We start from the raw sequence: 25,061 nt of genomic DNA, 5'->3' as shown, positions 1-25,061 counted from the left end.
TAACTTAAAAATTAACACTCTAATTAAAAACAATAACAAACGAGGCTGTCTAATTTGAATGCATCTATATTAACCGAAGTAATACTTCCGCTCGCTCTTGCACTTATTATGTTTGGTATGGGTCTTGGGCTCACAACAACCGATTTTACTCGTCTATTTAAACGCCCGCTTGCCATTGTTATGGGTTTAATAGGCCAACTTGTAGCAATGCCTTTATTAGCATTAGGGCTGTGTTATTTACTAAACCTACCAACGCCTATCGCTATTGGTTTAATGATATTAGCTGCCTGCCCAGGTGGTACTATGTCAAATGTAGTAAGCCAGCTTGCTAAAGCTAATTTAGCGCTTTCGGTAAGTTTAACAGCTGCCTCTACCGCAATTAGTATAATAACCACACCGTTTATTATTGGCTTTGCTATGAGTCAGTTTGCCCCAGCAGACGATGCTACTTTTTCTATTTTAACTACTTCATTAGGGCTATTTTTTATTACCTTAGTGCCAGTTGCTATAGGCATTTGGTTGCGTCACTTTAAAAGTGATTTTGCTATTAAAGCAGAGCCGTTTTTTAGACGCTTCTCGTTGTTTTTTATGCTTATGATGATTGCCGCACTAGTAATAAAAGAGCGCGATTTATTAGTTAGCTCATTTAACAACGTATTTTGGGCGTGCATAGCGCTTAATATTGGTTCAATGGTTGTTGGTTGGTTAATTGCTAAGTGTTCAAAATTAAATTTAACTGATTCGCTGACGCTTTCAATTGAGGTTGGAATTCAAAATGCATCGTTAGCTATTTTAATCGCTATTAGCTTTTTAAATAAACCAGAATACGCAGTTACCGGTGGCGTGTATGGCCTTGCCATGTTTATAGGGCCACTGCTATTAATTGGCGGGTTAAAGCTTAAAAATAAACGTACCGCTTGGGCTGTTAACTAGGACTTTTAATTAGGACATGTTGACCAAGTTACTTTAATTTATGGCTGCGGATAACATAGCCGTATACTCCAGCCTAAAAATACCACCAGTTAAATGTATGCACTGCACCCATCGCGTCAATAAGTTGTAAGCTTATAAAACACTCTCAAGCTTGAATATTGCACTAGGCGCTGAGCTTACTTGCGCAAGGAGCGAAGCTTCTAATTACTAAGGCGCATTTTTGGGGGATAAGAGTGTAAGTAATACGGTAAAAAAGCAGTTAATTATTTAGTTACTAAAACAGCGCCTCAAATATGAGGCGCTGCTTTAAAACTTACTATTTGGTTTGCATGTTTTTAGCGCGTTCTTCTGCATCTATTAATGCTTGGGATTTAGGCGCGCGTTTTTTCTCTTCTATTTTGGGCTTTTCAGTTGAGTCAGGATCCCAGCTTGAGTCTAAAGACAAGTTAGCAAATGGATTGTGACTGTCTGCTTTTTTAGGCTCACTTACTGGCTCATCAACTTGCGGTGTTGTTTGTGTTTGCTCAGGTGTTGCGCTTTGTTTTTTAGGCATCGGCTTTTCATCAGGTAATGGTGCATCTGGGTTAAATGTACGTACCTCTGGTTCTTTAAAGTCTTGCTCTGTTGTATATGTAGTCGATTGAGCGTCAGCTATTTGCTCTGGTGCGTGTAAATCTACAACCGGCTCACTCGCTGTTACTGGCTCAGGAGTACTAATAACCGGCTCTACAGTGTTGTGTTCGGCTTCTATTGGCGCAGGCTCCGTTACTTGCGCTGTATGGTGCTTACGTTGTTTTTTTACAGGCTTTGCATCTGGATCAAAGTCGCGTACTTCTGGCTCATTAAAGCTGCTGGCATTTTTAATACGCTCTAAAGTTGTTTTTGCTGCTGCTTCAAACTCGGCTGTATTAGGCTCAGGTTTTTGCTTTACTTCGTTAAACGTAGCGGTACTTGTTTGCACTTGTGTAACTACGTTGTTTTGCTCATCTGAAATTTGCGGTGGTGTATGTTCAATATCAGCATTTTGTGTAGTGTTCGTAGGCTCTAAAGGCTCTTCATTTTCCTCTACGCTGCTCTTAACTGGTTTATTATTTTGTGTTACTTCGTTGATGACAACAGGCTCAATCTCTGGCTCTTTTGTTGTTTTAGTTTCAGGTTTCACTGGCGTAGCAATTTTTTCTGATTCAACTTCAGGTGGAGCCGCCATAGTAGGTTCTGCCATCGCTTTACTTTGTTTTGCACGGCGCAGGCGCACGACTATCATAGCGCCAATAAGTACCACTATAACAAGTATTAAAGTGGGTAAAAGTAAAGAGCTTGGGCTTTGTGCTATAGGTTGCGGCGCAATAACTGGCGCTGGTTTAGTTAACACCGGTGCTGGTTTTACAGGTACAGACTTTTCAGGCGTAGGTTGAACGTTTTGCTCTGGCGTCGCAGGTTTTACTTGCTCTATTGCGGCTTCGTTTTTTTGCTCTGTAACTACTTGCTCGGGTACTGCTTTTGTTGGCTCTGCATCAATTACTATTTCGTTACTGTTGGTATTTAGCTGATCGTTAATTTGTTGTTTTTGATCATTAGTTAAATTAAGGGTTTGCTCGTTGATGCTTTCTTTAACAGCTTCTTCAGTGGGTTGTATTACAGGGGCAGGTTCAACAGTTTTAGGTTGTGGCTGAGTAATAATAGTCGGCTCAGGCTCTATTATTTGGGGCTTAGGTTGTGCTTGAATTTCTTTTGGCTTATTACAGTTATTTTTGTAATCACGCGCAGCTTTACGGTATTTTTGACTCGCTTTATTATTACTATTTTGCTGCATTTCTTGTTTAATTAAAATGCACATAGCTTCGTTGTATGCAGCACTTTGCGCACTATAAAATAAGGCAAAGCAAAGGGTAAATCTAATTAGTTTTGATATCATGAAGTTATGCGCGCTTAAATATTAATAGTTTGATTTTAAGCGCAAAATTAAAAATTATCCAGAGTAATACGACTAATCAATAACCATAAGGCTGCGATATTCATCGTAAGCAAATTGGTCGGTCATACCGCTTATATAATCTTGAATTAATCTACAGCGATAATAAAATTCATACGCCGCAAAGTGATCGGGCTCTTCTTGCATTGCATCTATTGCGTGTTGGTAACTATTTAAGTGCTTTTTAGAGAGCTTTTTAACAAGTCGCGACTCAATTAATAAACGCGAATCACCATTTAGAGCGCGCCTAAAGTCATCGCTGTTCAACTGAAGTAGCGGTTTGTAGCAATCGAGTAAGCCATTAATTATTCTATAACCTTGCAGCTCTAATTTTTCGACTTCTTTATTTGAAAAAACATGCTCAAGTGCCACTTGCTTTAGCATTTTGGTTACAGCGTGTAGATGACTTCTATCTTCTAAAAGTGCTTGGTTAAAATCGCCATGATAAATAGGTTCTATGTTCTCAATAAAGCGTTTTGCAGCATGTCCAACTAGCGGATGTAAAAGTGCTACGCGCAGGTATATAAAAAATTCGCTGTTAAAGTTATACGGTTGTGCTTTGGCGCGCTCATGTGCGTAGTCAACTGCTTTATCTACAAAAGTTTGGTGCTCTGTATCGTCTATTGTTAGGTTTATAAGTGCTTTTTTATAATGACTTTTAAGCTGTGTACATAAGAATTCGGTGCTTATGATCCCTTTTTCAACAGCATCCTCTATATCGGCTAGGCAATACGAAATGTCGTCGGCGGCTTCCATTATATAACTTGCTGGATGGCGGCAATATGGCTCAATAGTGAGCTCTTTTTGTAGTGCTTCAACAAAGTTTTTTTCGCTGTAGTAGTAACCTACTTTTTTCATTAAGTAGTTTTTATTTTGCGGTATATCTTTTATATCAAGCCCTGCAGGGCGAGTGTATTTTAAAATACCAGCACTTTGGCTGTAAGTTAAATTAAGCGTTTGCAACGAATGAATTATACGTATGCCTTGAGCGTTGCCTTCAAAGTTACAAATATCAAGCGCAAGGTGTTTAAAAACAACACCTATACCGGTATTGGGCTCTTTGCAGCGCTCGGGTGTTACGCTTGCTAGGTTGTTATTAAACCAGTGGTTTATTGCAGCTTCGCCAAAATGTCCAAACGGTGGGTTGCCTATATCGTGCATTAGGCAGGCCATTTCTACTAAGCTTTCTAGGGGGCGTTCTAGGTCGGTTAAACCGTAATCTTTTTGTTGTTGGTAGCTTAAATTTGCAAAAATACGTTGCACTATAAAACGACCAACCTGTTGTACCTCAAGCGAGTGAGTTAAGCGCGAACGAACAGCTGCGTTACGCTCAAGCGGAAACACTTGGGTTTTTTGCTGAAGCCTGCGAATAGCGGCACTGTTAATAATACGGCCACGGTCGCTTTCTAGCGCCATTTGTAAGTTAGAGGTTGTGCGATACATTCGTGCTGGCGTTATTTTTTTACTAAAATCTATGGTCATCTTTATACTTATCCTTTTTACAATTGATGACTGGCATAGTTTTTAGCACATAGTCATTTGTCTTTAATATACAGGGTTTAATCTATCAGTTTGTATCATAAAGTAACAACTTGCTTTAAAATAATTTTTTGAGTAATTGTTGTGCATTTATAGGTGTTTATAATGAAACAGTGGATTTTAAAGGCAGTATCAATTTGCCTAATGTTAGGAATGAACAGCGCATTTGCTGCAAAAGAGCAAACTGTGGTGCTTGTATCAATTGATGGCCTGCGTTGGGATTATATTGAAAAACACGGCGCACCAAATTTAAAAGCAATGGCCGAGCGCGGTGTTCGCGCACAAAAACTAATACCTGTTTATCCGACTAAAACGTTTCCTAACCATATTTCTATTATTACGGGCTTACTGCCAGTCAACCATGGCATTGTTGATAATAGCTTTTGTGATAAAGCGCGTAAAAACGACTGTTACAGCATGGGCAAAGCATTGGGCGATAGCACTTGGGTGAAGGGGATTCCGCTTTGGAATTTAGCAAAAATGCAGGGGCTTAAATCGGCTACTTATTTTTGGCCTGAGTCAGATGCACTATTTAACGGCATGACACCAGATTACTTTTATCACTATTCTAAATACAGCGATTACCAGAGCCGTGTTGATCAAATTATTCAGTGGTTAAGTTTACCAAAAGCACAGCGCCCACGTTTTATTGCGAGTTACTTTTCGCTAGTTGATAGCATGGGCCATGAATTTGGGCCAGACGCACCACAAACGCGTGATGCAGTTAAACAGCTTGATGAATTAATGGGGCAATTACAAACTCGCTTAAGTAAATTAGAGCAAGAGGTAAACTTAGTTATTGTCTCGGATCATGGTATGGCGAGTATAGATCCAGATAAAAGCATTGATGTAACCACACTGCCTCAAGATGAAAACTTTTTAGTTAAAAACACCGGTCCACGTTTACTCATATACACTCAACCCGATGCAATAAATGCTGATATAGCCGGCTATAAAGCTCGTTTACAAAAAGCAGCAAACGGTCGTTATACAGTATTAACTGACGAGCAGTTAGCAGCGTACCATTACAATAAAGGCACTCGTGTAGGCGATATTGTGGTGCAAACTACAGCGCCAGCGGTATTTACCAATGGTAAAAAACCAACCTATTTAGGGACTCACGGTTATGCATATACCGAGGATATGGCAGCATCATTTCTTGCTGTAGGCCCTGCATTTAAACAAGGTGTAAGCCTTAATGAAGTGAGTAACCTTGATATTTACCCAGTACTTGCAAAAGTGATGGGGCTTAAATTGTTAAATAAAGTAGATGGCAATGGTAAAACATTAATGCCAGCAATTAAGCAAAAAGTGGTTGTGCATTAGCTTAATTTATAAGAGCGCGTAAGCGCTCTGCAGGGAAGAACATGTTAAAACTTTAAAGTGGGCTATTTAGCCACTTTTTAATGCGCTACTTATTTAAAGTTAGCAATACTTGTTTTTGTAGCAGTAACCGTGCGAATTGCATACGCTTGGTTTGTAATACCAAATGCAATACCGTTTACACTCCAGTTAGGGTTAGAGAAGTAATCGTACTGAGTTGCACTACCGTAAACGTGCGGGTAAGCCATAATACTTGCAAACTCATTTTGTACGCCATGACCCATGCCATCTACATATACACCGCCAGATGTGTCACCTTGTTTGCGTGAATGCGCTAAACCTTGGTTATGACCAAGTTCGTGTACAAATGTAGTTGCACCACAATCAATTGCAGTGATTGAGTACATACGGCTGCTCATTGAGCTATATAGATTGCCATTAGTGCCTTGGCCAACCCACGCTAAACCACATGAAATAAGCCCATTGCCAGCACTTTGGCCAGTACCTAATACGGCAATCATGTCGGCTTTCCAATCGCTGCGTAAACCATCTACGTAGCTGCTATTTGTAACCGAATCTAACCAATCCTCAGACGGCGTTACTGCGTAGTCACCTAAGTTTTGTTTGCCAGCTAAGCGTAGTGTTATATCAACGCCATTTTGGCTATATACCTGATTACTAAAAGCAATTAGTTGATTTATTTTAGTGTCAATATTACTAGTTGCGGCAGCTGATTGGTCGGTATATAAAATACCGATATCGATTGTTTCTGCTTGTGCAACACTTGCTGCACATAATGCCGCAGCCAGTGCTGTTGTTGTGATTACTTTTTTCATTATTGTATTTCCTTACTCTTGTTGTGGTTGGAACTGTTTTTAACTTGGTTGAGATCATAAAAAGCAGACACACTAAAGCTGCCTTATAGTGCGGCTTTAATTGCTTTTTATATTTTTTGGTTAGCCATCAATTTTTGGTGCAAATATATCGATGCTTTTATCTGATTTGGGTTTTGGTGCGGTTACTTCATGCTCTATGTGGCTTTTATATAAATCGCGTTTTGCTGCAATCCATCCGTACTTACCTTTACTTTCGAATACATAGTTGCCAGAAGGTGCAGTAAATTGGCCATATACGGCATCTTTACCTACCGTTAAAACGGTATTATGCATGCGACCGTCAACACCCACTATTTTACCAAATATGCTCTTATCGCCATTTTCAGACTCAACCACATTAGTCACTTCTGCGGTGAATGTTTCGGCTGTTTGCGGAATAGCTAAATCAAAGTTTTCGCCAGTTTCTAACGCCTGTAAAGAATTTAAATCAAACTCAATATAGGCCTCGTTATGTAAGTCAGTCGGTAAAACTTTTGCATTTATAAGCACTTGCTTTGCTTTGTCTGATAGGCGATTTACGGCATCAAATTCTTCAAACGGTAAGTTGTTGTCAGGGGCAGCAATGGGTTTAACAGTAATTGGATCTTTACTCATATCAATAGGTGCAGGGGGATGCGTATTGCGCGTTTTTTGTAAATCAATAGGAACAAAATCAATAGCAACAGGCGCGATAGGTTCGCCCGTTTCATCTGCATTAAAAAATAGCCCATAAACTGCAAATGCCGATAATGGTATAGCAATTAGTAAGACGACAGATCTCTTCATTTGTTTCTCTTTTAGTGTTTTTGGTTAACTATTTGTTACGTTTTATATTATTAAATGGATTAGATCAAGATAATAAATGTAACCGAAAAGAATTATTTCTTAATTTTATAATTCCTTATAAAATATAAGGATATTTATTTTTGGTGTGTTTTTTGCTCTTTTTAGTATTGGTTTTTAGTAGTGTTTACGCGGGCTTTGGCGCAGTTGTAGGTACTTGTTTGTTTAGTTAAATACAATGGTTAAAAGTGACTTTTTGACGTTAATTACAATGAAAAATAAAAAGTGAATTTATTTCACCTTTTGTAAACCAATCGCTAATTGCAATGTAATTATTGGGCACGTATGTTGTGAGCTGCATAAATGCATTACGAGGAATTTATGAAGGTGTCTGATCAGTTGCTTAACCGAATTACAGCAGGACTTGTGGCTGTAATTATTGGTTTTTCGAGTTCTATTGCATTAATTTATCAGGTAGTGATAACCCTTGGTGGTACGCCCGATTTAGTAGCTAGTTGGATTTTAATGCTCGGTTTAGTGATGGGCACAACGTCAATTGGTTTATCGTACTATTACAAAGTACCTGTTTTAATTGCGTGGTCTACCACGGGAGCTGCATTACTTATTTCAAGTGCCCAAGGGTATAACTTAAATGAGGCTATTGGCGCGTTTATGCTCAGTGCATTGCTCGTGTTTTTGTCGGGGGTTACGGGCTGGTTTGAAAAAATAATGAACCGTATTCCAAGTGAGCTTGCATGCGCCATGTTGGCCGGCGTGCTTGTTACCTTTGGTATCGATGTGTTTAATTTTATGAACGACATGCCTTTAGTAATTGGTTTAATGGTCGTTATGTACTTTATTGGTAAACGCTTTTTTGCCCGCTTTGCTATGTTAAGCGTGCTTATTATAGGTGTATTACTCGCTTGGCAAATGGGCCATATTGATACCAGCGCGCTGCACTGGAAAATGAGCGAATTTGCTTATATTGAACCCGCTTTCCACTTGCAAGCATGTATTAGTATAGGTTTACCACTTTATATAGTTACCATGACTTCGCAAAATTTACCGGGTATTGCGGTTTTAAAAGCACATAAATATAAAGCGCCTATATCTGCATCTCTTAATGTTACTGGCTTTGTAAATATGCTTAGCGCTCCTTTTGGAGCCTACTCTATTAATTTAGCCGCGATTACCGCAGCTATATGTATGAGTGATGAGGCGGATAAAAATCATGATAAACGTTATTGGGCGAGTATAGCGGCTGGCGTATTTTATATTTTAATGGCGTTGTGCGCAGCTACATTAGTTGGCTTGGTAGCAAGTTTACCCCAGGCACTTATTTTAGCTTTGGCGGGCATTGCGCTATTTGGCACCATTGCTAATAGTTTGCAGCAAGCCCTTAGTAGTACTGAATATACTGAGGCCGCAATAGTCACTTTTTTAGTAACTGCATCTAACTTAACATTACTTTCAGTGGGGTCTGCTTTTTGGGGGATTATAGCGGGTGTGCTAACGCTTATTATCACCAGGAAAGACTAAAAACTGTGAATATGTAAAGCGAAAATACTGCTCATATAGATGATTAAAATAGTTTAACCAAGCTTATTAAAAAGGCTGCAATTGCAGCCTTTAGTTTTACAAACAGGGTTTACCTAATCATAAGTATGATGGCGAGTTACGCTAAACCGATTAAGTATATGGTGCATAACATACACAACACATAAGCTTAAGATTATAGCCACAGATACCGAACTAAACCGGTACATTGCACTATAAACAAGATCTTGGCCTGGCCCGAGTGAATTTCCAAACAAAATACCAAATGTAGTCAATACACCAAAACCAATGCCAGGTATGCCTCCGCCTAAAATATGAAAGCGCGCAAAAACAAACGAAAGTATCCATAAAATAGCCATCGGAAAAAGTAAAAAATCAGAGTGACTATACAAAAATAGTTGCGATAGTAACGCTGCATTACAGCCTATAAGCGTTCCAATTGCTCGCTGCCAACCGGCCATACCTGCGGCTTTCCAGCACAACGAAAATAAAATAAGCACAGAAGCTGCCTGCGCAGATATTGAGTCTTGTAAATCAAGAACCTGAAAAACAACAAAAGAGAGCGTAGCCACGGTTGAGCATAACAATACCTCATGGCGAATACTTTCTTTTGCTTTAGCTGGCATTACTCGCCCGGGCCTTGCGGTTACATCAGGAAATAGGCCATGCATTAATGCTCCAATAATAACGGTTAAAAATATAGCCAAACCATTAGTTAAAATTAATGGATAAATACTGCTTCCTTGATCAACATAGCTGGAAAAATGCAGCTGAATAGAAAGACTGATCACGCCTAAAGCGCCAAATAAAAAGGCACTACCGCTACTCATTTTATGAAATAAAAAGCAGAAAACACCAAACACTAACAATGTCATAACGACTGGTAAGTGAGAAAATAATCCCTGCATTATCAGCACTATAAGTGCGCTAAATGCAGCAGATGCTATAAATTGATTTATAAGCCCACGACTTAACGTAGGTACCATGCCCAATATCAACATAGGATAAACGGTAAAAAATATACCATTGGGCCAGTTCATTAATTCACTAATAGTAAAGCCAAGGGTACAGCCACCTGCAATGCGCAGTGCTTGGCGAAGGCCGTTGGAGTCTAATTGTGGGCCTTGGCTAACAATTTGAGTCATAAAGCCTCCATTAATAAATGTAGTGTAACCAGCTAATAAACCTGATTTGTGCAGAGCCAAACCATTGCCCAATTGTTGATTCTGGTAATAATTGTACTGTTGCACGTGAGCCACTAGGCATGTTTGCTATTAAGTCTTGATGATTAATGAGCTTTAAGTGAATGCGTTGACGCTGTGCATCACGCACCCAACGATTACTGGTTTCTGTTGTACTTAGTAAACCATTAGCACTAAGTTGACCACTGCTAACGCCTGCTTCAAATGTTTCAAGTATTGCGTCGTAAACTTCACCTGGACGGCTATCAAATACTACGCGCGCTTGGGTGCCTTGCTTCATATTTGAGAGTGACTTTTCTCTAAAGTCGGCAACTAAATCTGCCTTTTTAGCAACAATAGCTAATAATGGGCTGCCTGCAACTGCGTATGCGCCGTCTAATAATTGTAAGTTAGCAACTACGCCGTCACTTAATGCGCGCACTTTTGTGTAGGATAAATTTAGCTCAGCTTGCGCTAACTGGTTAGCAGCGTGGCGCATGGCTAAGTTTTTGTTCCCTGAGTCACCTCTAGCTAAAACCGCTTCAGCTAACTGCGCTTCAAGGGCTGCAACATTTGCTTTACTCGCTTCAAAATTAGCACGAATGCTTTCAAGTTCTTGCTCCGATATAGACTTTTGCTTATAGAGCTTTTCGCCTCTGCTTTTTAATAGTTTTTGCTCATGCTGTTTAGCGTTTGCAGCACTTATTTGTGCCTCAAGCGCTTTAACATTGGTATCAAGGCGTTTATTTTGTAATTTGGCATCATCAAGGGCGAGTTGAGCTTGTTCTTTAGCTAAATTATATGGGCCTTCATCGATACTAAATAATATATCGCCTGCTTTAACTGATTGGTTATTACTAACTTGCACACTAGTGACTCGGCCACTAATTTGCGGTGATATTTGCACAACAGGGTGATAAACACGTGCTTGTGGTGTCACAGGCAAAACCATATCGGCCACTAAATAGTAAATAAATACTAAGATAAACCCTATGAGAGAAAACCTTACATAGCGTGCAAACTTTTGATCCGGTGTCATTTTTAGCCTTACTTATTAACTTGAATACATTTAAGGGCGTTTTGCTCTATTTTGATCAAACCAAATGCAATCGCATCTAGTTGCTCAACAGATAAACCGCTGTATAACTGATTTTTTATATCGGAAATAGTCTCTTGCAATGAATGTAAAATGGCATCACTTTGCTCAGTAAAATAGAGTCTTTTACTGCGCTTATCATGTTTGTCTACACGGCGAAAAATTAACGATTGCTTCTCTAATTGCTTAAGCGTACGAGTCAATGAAGGCATTTCTATCCCTAAGCTATTAGCAAGCTCAAGTTGTGTTAGTCCCTCACCACGCATACTAATATGCATTAGTGCAGTCCAGCGCGATTGAGTAAGCCCTAAAGGCTCAACTGCAATGGTTACCGCTTCGCGGCATAAGCGATGAACTCGGCCCATATTACCGATAACAGTTAAATCGAGTGTTTCGTGAAAAGGTTTGTGTGTAGGCATAGCCATCCCAACATAGTTAGCAAGCTAACTATTTTATCATTACTTAGCTTGCTAAGTAAATATATGAAAGAGTGGGAAATGGTAAAATATTTGCTAAACCTCACTTGTAGAAATGGTGAGGTTTAGCAGGAGTTTAAAAGTTAAGTAAATTAGCAGGGGAGTATTGATCGGTAAGTACTTTTGTATTTGCGGGCCAATCTTGGTCGTTTTTAGTAAATTGCATAAATTGGCTAATCGCTTTTATGTCTATACCGTATTTTACTAATTTAGGGGCGAGAGCATTTACACGCGTGTTAATTTGCGCTTCGCTCGGCATTGATTTAAGTCCCGCTAAAATAATACGATTACTACGATTTTCGCGACTTACATTTATAAAGTCGCCAAATACAGCGTGGTAAGTTGCCGACTCATGCTGATAAAGTTTACTACTTGAAAACGTATTTGCAGCTATAACACCGCCTTCGGCTAATACGCTTTGTACTTCTTCAAAAAACTCTTTAGTAAGCAAATGCTCCGGAATATAGTCGCCGTTAAATGCATCCAAAATAATCCAATCGTACTTTTGTTTTTTAATTGCGGCACGTTTTATAAAAATACGGCCATCTTGCACGCTTGATGTCACTAAATCGTTTTCTATAAAGTTAAAGTAATCGCGTGCAACTTTAGTTACTGCGGGATCTATTTCAACATTATGAATTTTTGCAGTGGGGTATAGCTCATGAATAACGTTAGAAAGCGTACCGCCTCCTAATCCTATAATAAGTACATTTTTAGGATTATCGGCTACTAAAAGGCTCGCAAAAGTAAGTTTAGTGTAATTAAAAACAAGTTTGTCGGGATTGTTTTTATACATACAGCTTTGGCTTGTTTGGCTACTTTTAGTATTAAATTTAAGGCAACGTAAGTCGCTCGTTTCTTCAACAATAATATTGCGATAAAGCGAGCGCTCTTCGTGGATAACTTTACTGCACGCAAAACCCGAAAATGCAATTAACGGCAGTAGTAGATATTTAAGCATGAGCAAGCTCCTTATTATTAGCCAAGGTATTAATTACAATCGCGACTAAACCCAGTGACCCAAGCGTTAGAGCAAAGGCGCTAATAATAGTATTTACGTCAAACGCGAGTACAAAGTAAAACGAGGTAATTATAGTACCCAGTGCACTACCAAGCGTACTTACAAAGTATAAACGCCCAGCCACTTGGCCGCTTTTATCTCTATCGGTTACTAGTAAGCGCACAGAGTAGGGCGAGATCATGCCTAAAATAACGGTAGGTATAAAAAATAAAGCACTTGACGCTAAGAGTGAGCCGTAGCGGCTATCTTCAATATGGGTAAATATAAATTCCATTATTGGCTGCGAAAATAATGTAATAGGCACCACCATAATGCTGGCTATTAAAAATATTAAACCATATTTGGTAAGTGATGCATTTTTAGTGCTGAGTTTACCGCCAAGTAAATACCCAAAAGATAAACTAAGCATAAATACTGTAATTATACTGCCCCAAATATGTACGCTACTACCAAAAAAAGGGGCGAGAATTCTCCCTCCTAAAAGTTCAATCCCCATAATGCAAAAACCGCTGCAAAAAGCTAAAAAGTAAATTAACGCGTTTGTTTTTATGCTCATGTAATTATCGTTATGTAACTTAAGTAGAACACTATACTAACGTGATGACACGGCAGTCGCTAGTGCATTAATTAATCGCTCAGTGATTTTTTAAAAAGAAGTTTTGTTATAAAGTAACACATGCTACAATTTTGTTATACTATAACACTTGCTTAGTTAATCAATCACATGAAGTACTCTTTAATTTATTTAGCCTGCCTAGGAATTAGTGCGCCCAGTATTGCCCAAGATCAAAAAGAAGAAATCGAAAAAATATCTGTCACTTATAAACAAGCTTATCGCGGTGATATTCCTCAAAAGCAAATGCCACAATCTATAGTTAGTATTAATAGTGCTGAGCTTAATAAAAAAGGAATTACTCAACTACAAGATGCGCTTGATTTTTCAGCTAGTATTTCACGTAAAAACAATAGCGGTGCATTGTGGGATAGCTTTTCTATTCGTGGCCTTTCGGGTAACGAAAACATGCCATCGGGCTATTTAGTTAATGGCTTTAGCGGTGGGCGTGGTTTTAGCGGCCCGCGTGATGTATCTAACATTGATTACATTGAAGTACTAAAAGGCCCAGGTTCAGCACTTTATGGGCGATCAGAGCCAGGCGGGACTGTAAATATTGTAACTAAAAAGCCACAGTTTGATTCACAAGGTGAGCTAAAACTAAGCTTAGGCAGCGACAGTTTTAATCGCGTTGAAGGCGATTACACCAGCGGCATTAACGATACCACCGCGTTTAGAATAAATGGCGCATGGCAAGATAGTGACAGCTACCGCGATGAGGTATACACCAATAAAAAGGTGATTACGCCGTCTATATATCATCAAATAAACGCATCGACCAGTGTAACTTATGAGTTTGAATACGTAGATTTAGCTCAGCTATTCGACCGTGGTATTGTTGTACTCGATAACGATTTTGACACCCTACCAAGCTCGCGCTATTTAGGTAACCCAAACGATGGAGACACGCAGGTTTACTCTCGAGGCCACCAAATTACGTTAAATCACGATATTAACGAGGAATGGTCACTCGTTGTAGGTGCAAATTATCGAGACTCTAGCTTAACGGGTTTTTCGTCAGATGCAGAACTTGCACCGTCACGCCAATCGTTATTTGACGATGGCCGCACACTTACCCGCCAGCAGCGCTATCGCGACTACGAAGTAGAAGATTTAAGTGTAAAGTTTGAAGTTAGTGGAAGTTTAGATACAGCCGGCATTTCGCATCATTTATTAATAGGTATTGATGCATATAAATACGATTTGCGCACGGCGCTTTCTCGTTATCGTGGCGGTAATGGCACTTATACTATTGATATTTTTGAGCCTGATTATTCTGGTGAACGTCCTGCTGTTTCGCTACTTTATGAAAATGATGAAGAGCAAAACGCTTACGGTATTTACATTCAAGATCAAATGGATATCACTGATAAGTTTAAACTTTTACTTGGCCTTAGATTTGATAGCGTAGACCAAGATATTTTAGAAACAAACAGCGGCGTGTTTTCGACCAGCTCTGAAAGCCAAATAAGCCCACGCGTTGGCGTAGTGTATGAACTAAATAATACTATAACCTTTTACAGCAGTTACTCTGAAGGCTTTTTACCACTGAGCGGTACTGATGCAAACGGCGACCCGTTTGGCTTTGAGTACAGCGACTCGTTTGAAGTTGGTGCTAAGTTTGAATACCTAGGTGTAAACGGTACTGTGGCACTTTTTGATGCTTCTAAAAGTAATATGTTAGTGGCAGATCCAGTAAACGTTGGTTTTTCGGCTCCCATTGGTAAAGCTGATAGCAAAGGGTTTGAGCTTGATTTAAATACCTATATTACCGATGCAACAGCATTTAACTTATCGTACGCCTATATAGATGCCACCACAGCAAACGACATTATTAATGCCGATTGGGGCGTGCCAATAGAAAAAGGCAGCCCACTGGTAAATGTACCAAAAAACAATCTAAACCTTACACTTAGCCATCAAACAGCATTAATGGGTAAAGAGCTTGAATTTGGTGCAAGTTACCAATATACCAACAGCCGCCTAGGTGATGCCGCAGATTTGAGCTTTAGACTACCAAGTTACCAATTGGTAGGCCTGTTTGGTCAATTAAATCTAACAAATAAAACAGAATTAAATGTGAGTATTAATAACATTTTTAATGAAGACTATGCTCAAAGTAGTTACAACGCTTTGTGGGTTTATCCGGGGGCGCCTACGCAATTTAAAATGTCGATAGCTTATAATTTTTAATAGCTTAGCTTATTAAGCTTTTAAACAGTTTTCATCCTGAAGCGTCTTAATTTAATATTTAAGGCGCTTTTTTATTTAAATTAAGGTTTCTTAAGTTTTCTTTAAGTTTCGCTCGCTAAGTTACAAACATACACTTTATATGAGCGATGTTTATGCAATTAGCACACCTACCTTCATCACCCGTTTATATTCAAAATAACTCACGCTTTGTTAGTGCTCGCATTAATGATGAGCATAGAAGTGCGTTAGAAAACACAGTTAAAGAAGGGTTTTTAGTCGCTTACAACGCCACGCTTACCTCTTTTATGCCATTACTTTGCCAATACACGACAAACGAAGGGCAATGCACATTGGGTTTAAGGCAAGCAACAGCTCCTCTATTTATAGAGCAATACTTAGCACAGCCCATTGAGCATTTTTTACCTGAGAACACTCAGCGTAATAAAGTATTTGAGCTTGGCAATCTATGCTCTACACATCGCAAAGCAACGCTTGGGCATTTTATTGTTGTTAATGAAGCCCTGCAAAGTGTAGGAGCAAAACATTTAGTATTTTGCGCCACTAAAAAAGTGCGTGCACTGCTGCGTTTATTAGGCGTTAACTGCACTGAAATTGCTGTGGCAAACAGTTTTGTTGTTGAGCATCCGCTAAGTTGGGGAAGTTACTACGCTAATCAGCCTACCGTATGCGTTGTGAGTTTAGAGCAAGCTCACCAACAAGTATTAAATACCCCAATGCTTTATAGTTTGACGCAGCAAAACCACTCAAATATCAATTCTTTGGTAAATGCATTGGTGAACGTATGAATTACTATAATACACATTCAGTACCGCCATTAATTATTGCCCATAATAAAGAGCAAACACATGAAATTAACGGTGATGAGTTTAACCAGCAAATACAAAAAGTAGTAAAAATACTATATAGCTTTAACGGCAAATGTGTTGCTTATAAGCTCGATAATACGCCAGCTTGGCTTGTTATTGATGCCGCTGCTGCAGTTTCTAATAAAGTGGCTGTGCCAATTGCTCACTTTTTTAGTGAACAACAAACTCAATATGTACTAGCTCAATGTGGCGCTAATGTATTTATGAGCGACACACTAAACCCTTTATTTGGGGAGCCGGCTGCATCAATTACTTTATTTGAGTGTTACACATTATATATTTACGAAATCGTTGTAGCTAAACCCGTCAGTTATTTCCCAGAAACTCAAAAAGTAACATTTACATCAGGATCGACTGGGCAACCAAAGGGCGTGTGTTTATCTGCAAAGAGTCAAATGCAGGTAGCGCAATCTCTGTGCGATAAAATTAACATTAAAAAGCCTGTTCATTTGTGTTTATTGCCACTTGCTGTATTGCTTGAAAATATAGCCGGTGTGTATGCCCCTTTAAAAAGTGGCGGTACAGTGCATTTAATGCCGTTAAATGAATTAGGCTTTGTTGGTACTGCATTAAAACAGCCCGCACAGCTTATAGCTGCTATAGATAAAGTTAAGCCAAATACGCTTATTTTAGTGCCTGAACTATTAGCATGCTTAGTTACTTTTGCAGAAGATGGGTGGCAACCGCCTAGTTCGTTACAGTTTATTGCAGTAGGTGGTGCGCTTGTCAGCGAAATGCTATTAACCAAAGCGCGTAGCTTAAATTTACCGGTATACCAAGGCTATGGGCTGTCTGAGGCGGCATCTGTAGTTAGTTTAAATACACCCACAAACGATAACATCCACAGTGCCGGCTCTGCGTTACCTCATATTCAAACCAAAATTGAAAATGGTCAGCTTTTTATAAAAGGCGATTTGTTTTTAGGTTACTTAAACCATCAACCTCACAACAAAAACCAGTGGTATGCAACCGGCGATCTAGTCGAGCAGCGTCAAAATACTTTATTTATTAAAGGCCGATTAAAAAACCTAATTATTACCAGCATGGGTCGTAACATCAGTGCCGAGTGGCCTGAATCACTATTACTCAGTCAAAGCGGTATTTTACAAGCCGTTGTGTTTGGTGAGGGGCGACCTTTTCTCAGTGCCATTATTTACGCCGATACAAAGCTAAGTAACCCAGTGTTAGCGCAGTACATTAGCGAGATTAATAAACAACTACCCGACTATGCTCGAATTCAAAAGTGGCATCGTTTAGCTGCCCCATTAAGTGTGCAACAAGGATTATTAACAACAAATAATCGCCCAAAACGAGATGCCATAAGTAAGCAGTACCATGCTGTGTTTGAGCAATTTTACCGACTTGGAGAAGTAATTAATGAGTGATTTTTTTAACACCCTTAAAGAGCAAACTAAACAAGAGCAAAACTACCTGCTTGCAGCGCCGATTATCCAGCGTGTTTTTAAAGGCGAAGCATCACTTGAAGAATACGCCTCGTTTTTAGCACAAGCGTATCACCATGTTAAGCACACCGTGCCATTAATGATGTCGGTTGGTGCGCGATTAACCGACGATCAAGAATGGCTGCGCGAAGCCGTAGCAGAATATATTGAAGAAGAGATTGGTCATCAAGAGTGGGTACTTAATGACATTGCAGCCTGTGGTTTTAACAAAGAAACAGTACGGAGTAGTCAGCCGCAATTTGCTACCGAAATGATGGTGTCGTATGCGTACGACTCCATTGCACGTAAAAATCCGTTGAGCTTTTTTGGCATGGTGCATGTGCTTGAAGGCACTTCTATAGCGCTTGCTGATGGCGCGGCTTCAAACATTGCAAATGCTGTGGGCTTACCTAAAAAAGCATTTAGTTATTTAACCTCTCACGGCGCGCTTGATATAGAGCATGTAAAGTTTTTTGAAAACCTAATGAACCAAATAACAGACGAGGCGGATCAGCAAGCCATACTTCATGGTGCAAAGTGCTTTTATCGTTTATACGGCGATATATTTCGTGGACTCGATGACGAACCATTTTTTAAAGCACGTGCACAAGGCAAATTGGCATGAGTAGTTCTTTGTGTGTGCTCACTGGTGCAACAGGCGGAATAGGGCAAGCGATTGCTAAAGCCCTATATGCAAAAGGGTGGAAGTTACTGCTTGTAGGGCGAAATACCCAAGCCCTTGAAAAACTGGGCCGTGCATGCCCAGACAGTGAAATATTTACGGGCGATTTAACCGACGATACAGCACGTATTAACCTAGCAATAAAAGCCAAGCAACTCGGCGGCGTTAAATTACTTATTAATAACGCAGGTATAAATACGATGCAAAGCCTTGAGCACACAAGTAATGAGCAAATAGATAATATACTCGTTACTAATTTGTCGGTGCCTATTAAATTATGCCAGCTATTTTTAGGGCAGTTAGCGTATACCAAAGGCACTATTGTTAACGTGGGATCATCGTTTGGCAGTATTGGCTACCCGTTTCAAACGCTTTATTGCGCCAGTAAATTTGGTTTACGTGGCTTTACAGAAGCGTTATCACGTGAGTTGAATGGTTCAGGCGTTAAAGTGACCTATTTAGCACCAAGAGCAACAGATACATCCATTAATAGCAGTAAAGCGCGGGCAATGAATAAAGAGCTCGGCAATAAAATGGACTCGCCAGAATTAGTTGCTCAAGAGTTATTAGCTCTTATAAGTTCAAACCAAACAAGGCGCTTTATTGGTTTTCCTGAAAAATTATTTGCACGCATGAATGGCGTATTCCCAAGCGTTGTTGATAACGCTATTGCAAAGCAACTTCCTAAAATTAAACGTTTTTTAAGTTAACAAACACACAAGGGCAAAATTATGTATAAATTTACACTCGCATTTTATTTAATACTAACCTCTGTATTTGCAACTGCAGTACACGCAGATGAAGCGCAAGACTTAACCGATATTCAACAAAAGTGGGCAATTGCTAATTACGAACTTGAAGACGATGCGCAAATAGACGCGTTTACGCAACTAAGAGAGCAAAGCGCATTATTTGTTAAAAACTATCCAAGCTCAGCGCAAACACATATTTGGAATGGCATTGTGTTAGCCAGCTTTGCTGGCGCAAAAGGGGGCTTGGGCGCACTTGGTTTAGCAAAAGAAGCAAAAGCGTCACTCGAAAATGCACTCTCGATTGATGGCACTGCATTAAATGGCTCAGCTTACGCAAGCCTTGCAACGCTTTATAGCAAAGTACCTGGTTGGCCAATCGGTTTTGGTGATGACGACAAAGCTGAAAAATTATTTAAACAAGCGCTCGCTTTTAATCTCGAAGGCATTGATACTAATTACTTATACGGTGAATACTTGTATGACGAAGGCGATTATAAACAAGCTAAAGCACGACTACTTGTAGCACAAGCTGCTGGGATTCGTGATACTCGGGCAAAAGCAGATAAATATCGTCAACAAGCAATAAGTCAGCTATTGGCAAAAGTAGATAAAAAATTAAAAAGATAAACACATAATGCATTTATTACTCGTTGAGGACGATCATTTAGTGGCGCAAGGGCTTATTCGCTCTTTGCGCCAAGAGGGCTACAGCGTAGAGCACAGTGGCACAGTAAAGCACGCCTTAGAGTGCCTTTCTAGTGGTGAGATTGAGCTTGTTATTCTCGATTTAGGGTTGCCTGATGGCGACGGTTCGCAAGTTTTAAAGCATATTAAAGCGCAAAAAAAAGTTATTCCTGTGGTTATTTTAACTGCTCGCGGCAGTATTGACGACAAAGTCCAAGGGCTCGATATGGGGGCAGATGATTACCTTGCAAAGCCGTTTGACCCCGCTGAGCTATTTGCCCGTTTACGTGTAGCAAGTCGGCGTATTAACCAAACACAATCAAGCTTATTACGCTGTGGTGATGTAGTAATGGATACTTCTGCTCATACAGTTAAACTAAGTGGGCAGTCACTTACACTACCTCGAAAAGAATACATGCTTTTAAAAGCGCTGATGGAAAATCAGGGAAGGGTACAATCAAAACAGCAACTCGAAAACAAACTTTACCAATGGGGTGAAGAAGTTGGCTCTAATGCCATAGAGGTGCATATTCATCATCTTCGTAAAAAATTTCCTAGTGATTTTATTAAAACCTTACGTGGCATTGGCTACGTGGTTGGTAAGCGTTAGAGTGTATTTGTTTTTCGAGGTTGAAAATGTCAATTCGTAAACGTCTGACCTTAATTTTACTTTCAATGATGGTGCTAACTTGCTTTTTAGCATTAGTAAAAGGCTATCAAAAAAGTATGCACCACGGCGAAAGTTTGCTTGATGATGAACTTAAAATAGTAGCTGGCGTTTTAATTGAGCAACCATTGGCACTAAGCACAGATGCAGTACAAGTAAATAATAATAGCGCTCAGTTGTTGTATCAAATTTGGCAAAATAATAATTTACTTAGTGGCTCATCGAGTTTAACGAATAACCAAATTAGTTTTAGCGAGGGCTTTCAAACGGCCAATCTAGCAGGGCAGCGTATGCGGGTATTTGTGATGAGTAAAAACACCCGTAAAGTCATCGTTGCTGAACCTATGGCAAAGCGTTTTGAATTAGCTGAAGCCGTTATTTTATCTGCAATGTTACCTATGCTATGGGCAGTCCCTCTGCTTGCTATTTTTATTAGCTTTTTTGTTAAATACGCATTAGCCCCTCTTACTCGATTATCTAAGCAGTTAGCGTCTCGCCAAGCGAACGACTTTACGCCAATTAACTGGCAAGTAACCGACGAGGAAATTAAACCGGTTATTAATCGTTTAAACGACTTATTTAAACGCGTAGAAACTGCCTACTTACGGGAGCGCTTTTTTGCCTCAGATGCAGCTCACGAATTACGTACTCCACTTAGTAGTTTAAAAATTAATGTACATAATTTGGCTAATAAACAAAGTAATCTGCAAGACCATCAAGAATTACAAGCTATGTCGCAAGGCATTAATCGCTTAAGTAATATTGTTGAGCAAATGCTAATTTTAGGACGCACTCAGCCTGAACAATGGCAGAGGCAATTTAGCGAACAATCATTGCTAACGATTACTCAGCAAGTCGTATCGGAGCAATACGACAAAATAGATGAAAAAAACCAAACCATTAGTCTTGAAGGTGATGATTTTGTAATTAATGGTGATGAGTTTACATTAACCACGCTTATCGCTAATTTACTTAGCAACGCCATAAAATACACACCCAATAATGGTCAAATTATAATTAAATTAGTACCAAGTAATGACGGCTTTAGTTGGCAAATTGATGATTCTGGTGCGGGTATGACTGAAGAACAAAAAGAGCGAATATTCAATCGTTTTTATCGAGTAGGAGGTGATCAGCATCCATCAGGCGAGCAAGGTGCTGGTTTAGGTATGGCGATTGTGCAACATATAATTGCTATTTATGGCGCAAGTATTCATTTAGCGAATAGCCCTTTAGGCGGACTAACCGTTAAGGTTACTTTTACAGGAGTAAAAAGTGACTAAACGTTTATTTAATCGGTGCCTTTGTTGTTTGCTATTTTTGTCGTTTAACGCGGCGAGTAAAGAGTACCTTATTGTTTTGAAAGATCACTTGTTCTACCCCTCACAAATTACCATTCCCGCAAATAAAAAAGTAAAACTATTGATAGAAAACCAAGATAGCACACCAGAAGAGTTTGATAGCTTTGATCTAAACAGAGAAAAAGTACTCTACCCAAACCGTAAAAGCATTATTTATATAGGGCCGCTTAGTAAAGGGTATTACGAATTTTTTGGTGAGTTTTCGCCCAATACAGCAAGGGGCGTTGTAATAGTTGGTGATGAGGAGGCGAAGCATGCTAATAACTAGTTTAGTCATGAGCCTTAATCAATTGCTACCTGTGGCTATTTTATTAGTGCTACTACAAGTAGTTAAAAAACAAAGCGCTTTAAAAATAGGATCTGCTTTATTAATTGGCGCGCTCATGTCGTTTTTGTACATGCAAAGTGCGTCGTGGGTGAGCCAGTGGTTTGAACACCAAGGGCTAGAGTACTCACAAATAGGGCTATGTATTACTATATTTATAGCCGTATTAGTATTTGCAATAAAACAAAAATCAGCGGCTTTTTATATTGCTGTTATAAGCACAATAACATTGTATTTAAGCCACTATATTATTTACCTCACCAGTTTTTGGCAAAGTAATGATGCAGGGCAAAGCTTATTTATTGGCACTTTATTAGGTGTTGGAATTTGTTTAAGTTTTAGCGTATTGCTGTACTTTTTAATGAATGCAATTAAGCACCGCTTTGGTATGTATCCGCTTTTTACTTTGCTTGCTTTTAACAGCGCGGCTAAGTTATTAGTTGCACTGGATTTGGCAAGCCAAATAGACTTAATTACCAACACCGCAACCGTGTGGGATTTACGCGATGTTTTAAGCGAAAACTCTGAACTCGGGCGCGTACTGCGCACCCTGGTTGGTTACGAGGCTACCCCGGATCTAATGAGTGTACTTATATATAGTACAAGTAGCGTGATATTTTTATCACTTTGTTATGTTATTTCGGCTTCAATTTCTAAGGAACGTGTATGAAAGCACTCAACCTATATTTAGCGCTTAGCTTTACCGTTTTTTGTTTGTTGGTACTTTCAACCCCAGCAAAGGCCGATGGAATTGTTGTTGATAAGGTATATCACCCCTATGTTTTACCTTTTGAGCGAGAGTTTGAATGGCGGTTAGTGTCGCACCAAACAGATAGTGGCAACATACTAGCGCAGCGTTTGGGTGGTGGCGGTGCTATTAACGATACAATGGCACTAGAAGGCTATTTAGTTGGTGAGCGAGATGACAACGGCGACTTTGGTTTAGAAGCTTATGAGCTTGAACTACGCTGGCAATTAATTGAGCAAGGTAAATTATGGGCTGATTGGGGGGCATTATTTGAGCTTGAAAAAAAACATAATGAAGATGTGTATGAAGCAACTTCGGGTTTTGTGATCGAAAAAGAGTTTGGCAAAACAAGCTTAACTATGAATGCTTTTTTGGTTTACGAGTGGGGGCAGGATATACAAAATGAATGGGAAAGCGAGTTTAGAGCGCAATATCGCTATCGCTATCGTTCTGCTTTTCAGCCATCTATTGAGGTGTACGTAGGTGAAGACTTTGTTGGCATAGGGCCTGGGTTTATAGGTTTGCAGCGTTTTGATGGACAAAAGCAGTTAAAATGGGAAGCGGGTTTTATCACTGAGATAAGCCAATCAGAAAAAAATCATAGTTTTAGGCTCGCATTAGAATTTGAATTTTAATAACCAAGGAAAGCGGTTTTGGTTGTTTATCACTCTGATTATAGATAGGTACTTGACATATTTTAAAAAATCTATATAGTGGGCTGCAGCTAGAAAGAAAGCATGTAAGCTATAAATCTCCATTTCGATGTTGTATAAGTAATACTTGTAGTACCGTCCTGAAGTTTTTAAAGTACCATCTCATTTTTTGCTACACCCGCTCTTATGAGCATATTTTTTATTTTATATCAGGATATTACAATGTCTAACATCGTATCAGGTACAGTTAAGTGGTTCAACGAGTCTAAAGGTTTTGGTTTCATCGAGCAAGAAAATGGCCCAGACGTTTTCGCACATTTCTCAGCAATCAAAAGCGAAGGTTTCAAAACTTTAGCTGAAGGCCAACGTGTAGAGTTTACTCTTTCACAAGGTCAAAAAGGTCCACAAGCTGATAACATCACAGCTGTATAATTTTACTTTTTAAGTAAAATGAAAAAAAGCGCTTAAGGCGCTTTTTTTGTGTCTGAAATTTGACTCAACCTAAGCTGCACCTATTATTAATGTAAGTTCATCAGTAGGTATCGTTATCATTAAATCCTTCCTTATACTTGTTTTTATATTTATCAGTCATTACGCACAGGCTGAAGATTTCAAGCTCACGGTCTACACTGAGCACTTTTCGCCATACAATTTTGAAAACAAAGCGCGTCAACTTGTTGGCATAAATCTCGATATTGTAAAAGATGTATGCATTGCGTCAGACATTACCTGTGAATTTAAAATACTTCCTTGGAAACGTGCTTACAGCCTAGTCCAAAAAGAAAAGCATTCAGGTATTATCTCTATCGCTAAAACATCTCAAAGAACGCCTATTTTTAATTGGGTAGGGCCTTTGGCATCCAGTGAAACATTTTTTTATAAACTTAAAAAAAATACTCAGTTAAAAATGAATAGCTTAAATGAAGCAAAGCAGTTTTCACTTGCTATCGTAAGAGGGGATATTTACGAATCCATAATTAAAAAAGTAGGGTTTGAAGCAGGTAAAAACCTTTTGTCCATAGGTGATGAAAAGCAATATATGCACTTGTTTTTAAATAGTAAAATAGATTTGATTTTAGGCTCTGAATACACCATTGGTTATCAACTTTCGCCTTTTGGGTATAGTGAAGACGATGTCGTTAGGCTGCAGGAATTACCATTACCTGAGATAGCAGGTAACTACATCGCGTTTAATAAATCAGTACCCAATTACATTGTAGAGCGTTTTAATAGGGAGTTTGAAAAGCTTAAAAAGAAGGATAACTTTTCGGCTTATAAAAAACGTTATAAGCGCTAAT

At 39.2% G+C, this 25,061-nt stretch carries 25 protein-coding genes; 16 read left to right on the top strand and 9 right to left on the bottom strand.

What is annotated here, in order from left to right:
- Nucleotides 1-54: 54 nt before the first annotated feature.
- Nucleotides 55-933, top strand: coding sequence for a bile acid:sodium symporter family protein (locus tag H5088_RS06730; RefSeq protein ID WP_182752506.1), 879 nt, complete (start codon nt 55-57; stop codon nt 931-933).
- 316 nt (nt 934-1,249) lie between these two features.
- Here H5088_RS06730 and H5088_RS06725 read toward each other — a convergent pair whose 3' ends face one another.
- Together H5088_RS06725 and dgt are read right to left on the bottom strand one after the other, a co-directional pair.
- The gene (locus tag H5088_RS06725; protein ID WP_182752505.1) at nt 1,250-2,848 is read right to left on the bottom strand and encodes a cell surface protein; all 1,599 of its coding nucleotides are present in this window, start codon (nt 2,846-2,848) and stop codon (nt 1,250-1,252) included.
- Between the two features lie 72 nt (nt 2,849-2,920).
- Nucleotides 2,921-4,387, bottom strand: coding sequence for a dGTPase (gene dgt, locus H5088_RS06720; RefSeq protein WP_182752504.1), 1,467 nt, complete (start codon nt 4,385-4,387; stop codon nt 2,921-2,923).
- A gap of 162 nt (nt 4,388-4,549) precedes the next feature.
- Here dgt and H5088_RS06715 point away from each other — a divergent pair, with 162 nt between their 5' ends.
- Nucleotides 4,550-5,770 (top strand): alkaline phosphatase family protein, encoded by a 1,221-nt coding sequence (locus H5088_RS06715; protein ID WP_182752503.1) that lies wholly within the window; start codon nt 4,550-4,552, stop codon nt 5,768-5,770.
- An 89-nt stretch (nt 5,771-5,859) separates the two neighbouring features.
- Here H5088_RS06715 and H5088_RS06710 read toward each other — a convergent pair whose 3' ends face one another.
- Nucleotides 5,860-6,603: a zinc-dependent metalloprotease family protein gene (locus tag H5088_RS06710; protein ID WP_002959157.1), complete on the bottom strand. Its 744-nt coding sequence runs from the start codon at nt 6,601-6,603 to the stop codon at nt 5,860-5,862.
- Between the two features lie 120 nt (nt 6,604-6,723).
- Nucleotides 6,724-7,428: a hypothetical protein gene (locus H5088_RS06705; protein WP_182695288.1), complete on the bottom strand. Its 705-nt coding sequence runs from the start codon at nt 7,426-7,428 to the stop codon at nt 6,724-6,726.
- 378 nt (nt 7,429-7,806) lie between these two features.
- Here H5088_RS06705 and H5088_RS06700 point away from each other — a divergent pair, with 378 nt between their 5' ends.
- On the top strand, nt 7,807-8,964 hold the full coding sequence (locus tag H5088_RS06700) for a benzoate/H(+) symporter BenE family transporter (protein WP_002959155.1): 1,158 nt from the start codon (nt 7,807-7,809) through the stop codon (nt 8,962-8,964).
- 113 nt (nt 8,965-9,077) lie between these two features.
- On the opposite strand, the gene H5088_RS06695 is transcribed toward H5088_RS06700, so the two are convergent.
- From H5088_RS06695 to H5088_RS06675, 5 genes are all read right to left on the bottom strand, one after another.
- Nucleotides 9,078-10,127, bottom strand: a complete 1,050-nt coding sequence (locus tag H5088_RS06695) for a DUF2955 domain-containing protein (protein ID WP_024595851.1) — start codon at nt 10,125-10,127, stop codon at nt 9,078-9,080.
- Nucleotides 10,128-10,137: 10 nt separating this feature from the next.
- Entirely contained in the window at nt 10,138-11,202 is a 1,065-nt protein-coding gene (locus H5088_RS06690) for an HlyD family secretion protein (RefSeq protein WP_024595850.1), read from the bottom strand.
- 8 nt (nt 11,203-11,210) lie between these two features.
- The gene (locus tag H5088_RS06685; RefSeq protein WP_182752502.1) at nt 11,211-11,678 is read right to left on the bottom strand and encodes a MarR family transcriptional regulator; all 468 of its coding nucleotides are present in this window, start codon (nt 11,676-11,678) and stop codon (nt 11,211-11,213) included.
- A gap of 133 nt (nt 11,679-11,811) precedes the next feature.
- Complete coding sequence (locus H5088_RS06680) at nt 11,812-12,696, bottom strand: spermidine synthase (RefSeq protein ID WP_165723800.1); 885 nt, start codon at nt 12,694-12,696, stop codon at nt 11,812-11,814.
- On the bottom strand, nt 12,689-13,312 hold the full coding sequence (locus H5088_RS06675; protein WP_182711952.1) for a fused MFS/spermidine synthase: 624 nt from the start codon (nt 13,310-13,312) through the stop codon (nt 12,689-12,691). Before H5088_RS06675 ends, H5088_RS06680 begins: the two co-directional genes overlap by 8 nt.
- A 168-nt stretch (nt 13,313-13,480) precedes the next feature.
- Here H5088_RS06675 and H5088_RS06670 point away from each other — a divergent pair, with 168 nt between their 5' ends.
- The 13 genes from H5088_RS06670 (at nt 13,481) to H5088_RS06610 (ending at nt 25,060) form a co-directional block, all read left to right on the top strand.
- A complete protein-coding gene (locus H5088_RS06670; protein ID WP_182752501.1) occupies nt 13,481-15,562 on the top strand; it encodes a TonB-dependent siderophore receptor in 2,082 nt (693 codons plus the stop codon).
- Between the two features lie 152 nt (nt 15,563-15,714).
- The gene (locus H5088_RS06665; protein ID WP_182752500.1) at nt 15,715-16,368 is read left to right on the top strand and encodes a thermostable hemolysin; all 654 of its coding nucleotides are present in this window, start codon (nt 15,715-15,717) and stop codon (nt 16,366-16,368) included.
- Nucleotides 16,365-17,834, top strand: coding sequence for an AMP-binding protein (locus H5088_RS06660; protein WP_182752499.1), 1,470 nt, complete (start codon nt 16,365-16,367; stop codon nt 17,832-17,834). The genes H5088_RS06665 and H5088_RS06660 overlap by 4 nt, the downstream gene beginning before the upstream one ends.
- Nucleotides 17,827-18,516, top strand: a complete 690-nt coding sequence (locus H5088_RS06655; RefSeq protein ID WP_182725014.1) for a TenA family transcriptional regulator — start codon at nt 17,827-17,829, stop codon at nt 18,514-18,516. Before H5088_RS06660 ends, H5088_RS06655 begins: the two co-directional genes overlap by 8 nt.
- Nucleotides 18,513-19,283 (top strand): SDR family oxidoreductase, encoded by a 771-nt coding sequence (locus tag H5088_RS06650; RefSeq protein WP_182752498.1) that lies wholly within the window; start codon nt 18,513-18,515, stop codon nt 19,281-19,283. The genes H5088_RS06655 and H5088_RS06650 overlap by 4 nt, the downstream gene beginning before the upstream one ends.
- A 21-nt stretch (nt 19,284-19,304) precedes the next feature.
- Nucleotides 19,305-19,952 carry a hypothetical protein gene (locus tag H5088_RS06645; protein WP_182752497.1) on the top strand — a complete coding sequence of 216 codons (648 nt, stop codon included), beginning with the start codon at nt 19,305-19,307 and terminating at the stop codon, nt 19,950-19,952.
- A gap of 7 nt (nt 19,953-19,959) precedes the next feature.
- Nucleotides 19,960-20,619, top strand: coding sequence for a response regulator transcription factor (locus tag H5088_RS06640; protein WP_024605199.1), 660 nt, complete (start codon nt 19,960-19,962; stop codon nt 20,617-20,619).
- 26 nt (nt 20,620-20,645) lie between these two features.
- A complete protein-coding gene (locus H5088_RS06635; RefSeq protein WP_182752496.1) occupies nt 20,646-21,959 on the top strand; it encodes an ATP-binding protein in 1,314 nt (437 codons plus the stop codon).
- On the top strand, nt 21,952-22,305 hold the full coding sequence (locus H5088_RS06630) for a cupredoxin domain-containing protein (protein WP_165743981.1): 354 nt from the start codon (nt 21,952-21,954) through the stop codon (nt 22,303-22,305). Before H5088_RS06635 ends, H5088_RS06630 begins: the two co-directional genes overlap by 8 nt.
- The gene (locus tag H5088_RS06625) at nt 22,292-23,032 is read left to right on the top strand and encodes an iron transporter (protein WP_182752495.1); all 741 of its coding nucleotides are present in this window, start codon (nt 22,292-22,294) and stop codon (nt 23,030-23,032) included. The genes H5088_RS06630 and H5088_RS06625 overlap by 14 nt, the downstream gene beginning before the upstream one ends.
- Nucleotides 23,029-23,745 (top strand): hypothetical protein, encoded by a 717-nt coding sequence (locus H5088_RS06620; protein WP_002959122.1) that lies wholly within the window; start codon nt 23,029-23,031, stop codon nt 23,743-23,745. The genes H5088_RS06625 and H5088_RS06620 overlap by 4 nt, the downstream gene beginning before the upstream one ends.
- A gap of 240 nt (nt 23,746-23,985) precedes the next feature.
- The gene (locus H5088_RS06615) at nt 23,986-24,195 is read left to right on the top strand and encodes a cold-shock protein (RefSeq protein WP_002959120.1); all 210 of its coding nucleotides are present in this window, start codon (nt 23,986-23,988) and stop codon (nt 24,193-24,195) included.
- A gap of 82 nt (nt 24,196-24,277) precedes the next feature.
- Nucleotides 24,278-25,060, top strand: a complete 783-nt coding sequence (locus tag H5088_RS06610; protein WP_309294877.1) for a transporter substrate-binding domain-containing protein — start codon at nt 24,278-24,280, stop codon at nt 25,058-25,060.
- The last annotated feature ends 1 nt before the right edge of the window (nt 25,061 follow it).

It is taken from the genome of Pseudoalteromonas sp. SR43-3, from assembly GCF_014163875.1.
GTDB lineage: Bacteria > Pseudomonadota > Gammaproteobacteria > Enterobacterales > Alteromonadaceae > Pseudoalteromonas > Pseudoalteromonas distincta.
This window is presented reverse-complemented; position numbering and strand designations above follow the sequence as displayed.

Bases quoted from the DNA above. Each gene is read 5' to 3' on its own strand.
- H5088_RS06675 (WP_182711952.1), bottom strand. From the start codon at position 13,312: ATGAGCATAAAAACAAACGCGTTAATTTACTTTTTAGCTTTTTGCAGC.
- H5088_RS06625 (WP_182752495.1), top strand. From the start codon at position 22,292: ATGCTAATAACTAGTTTAGTCATGAGCCTTAATCAATTGCTACCTGTG.
- H5088_RS06680 (WP_165723800.1), bottom strand. From the start codon at position 12,696: ATGCTTAAATATCTACTACTGCCGTTAATTGCATTTTCGGGTTTTGCG.
- H5088_RS06685 (WP_182752502.1), bottom strand. From the start codon at position 11,678: ATGCCTACACACAAACCTTTTCACGAAACACTCGATTTAACTGTTATC.
- H5088_RS06620 (WP_002959122.1), top strand. From the start codon at position 23,029: ATGAAAGCACTCAACCTATATTTAGCGCTTAGCTTTACCGTTTTTTGT.
- H5088_RS06705 (WP_182695288.1), bottom strand. From the start codon at position 7,428: ATGAAGAGATCTGTCGTCTTACTAATTGCTATACCATTATCGGCATTT.
- dgt (WP_182752504.1), bottom strand. From the start codon at position 4,387: ATGACCATAGATTTTAGTAAAAAAATAACGCCAGCACGAATGTATCGC.
- H5088_RS06700 (WP_002959155.1), top strand. From the start codon at position 7,807: ATGAAGGTGTCTGATCAGTTGCTTAACCGAATTACAGCAGGACTTGTG.
- H5088_RS06670 (WP_182752501.1), top strand. From the start codon at position 13,481: ATGAAGTACTCTTTAATTTATTTAGCCTGCCTAGGAATTAGTGCGCCC.
- H5088_RS06725 (WP_182752505.1), bottom strand. From the start codon at position 2,848: ATGATATCAAAACTAATTAGATTTACCCTTTGCTTTGCCTTATTTTAT.
- H5088_RS06635 (WP_182752496.1), top strand. From the start codon at position 20,646: ATGTCAATTCGTAAACGTCTGACCTTAATTTTACTTTCAATGATGGTG.
- H5088_RS06665 (WP_182752500.1), top strand. From the start codon at position 15,715: ATGCAATTAGCACACCTACCTTCATCACCCGTTTATATTCAAAATAAC.
- H5088_RS06660 (WP_182752499.1), top strand. From the start codon at position 16,365: ATGAATTACTATAATACACATTCAGTACCGCCATTAATTATTGCCCAT.
- H5088_RS06640 (WP_024605199.1), top strand. From the start codon at position 19,960: ATGCATTTATTACTCGTTGAGGACGATCATTTAGTGGCGCAAGGGCTT.
- H5088_RS06615 (WP_002959120.1), top strand. From the start codon at position 23,986: ATGTCTAACATCGTATCAGGTACAGTTAAGTGGTTCAACGAGTCTAAA.
- H5088_RS06690 (WP_024595850.1), bottom strand. From the start codon at position 11,202: ATGACACCGGATCAAAAGTTTGCACGCTATGTAAGGTTTTCTCTCATA.
- H5088_RS06710 (WP_002959157.1), bottom strand. From the start codon at position 6,603: ATGAAAAAAGTAATCACAACAACAGCACTGGCTGCGGCATTATGTGCA.
- H5088_RS06715 (WP_182752503.1), top strand. From the start codon at position 4,550: ATGAAACAGTGGATTTTAAAGGCAGTATCAATTTGCCTAATGTTAGGA.
- H5088_RS06655 (WP_182725014.1), top strand. From the start codon at position 17,827: ATGAGTGATTTTTTTAACACCCTTAAAGAGCAAACTAAACAAGAGCAA.
- H5088_RS06695 (WP_024595851.1), bottom strand. From the start codon at position 10,127: ATGACTCAAATTGTTAGCCAAGGCCCACAATTAGACTCCAACGGCCTT.
- H5088_RS06650 (WP_182752498.1), top strand. From the start codon at position 18,513: ATGAGTAGTTCTTTGTGTGTGCTCACTGGTGCAACAGGCGGAATAGGG.
- H5088_RS06645 (WP_182752497.1), top strand. From the start codon at position 19,305: ATGTATAAATTTACACTCGCATTTTATTTAATACTAACCTCTGTATTT.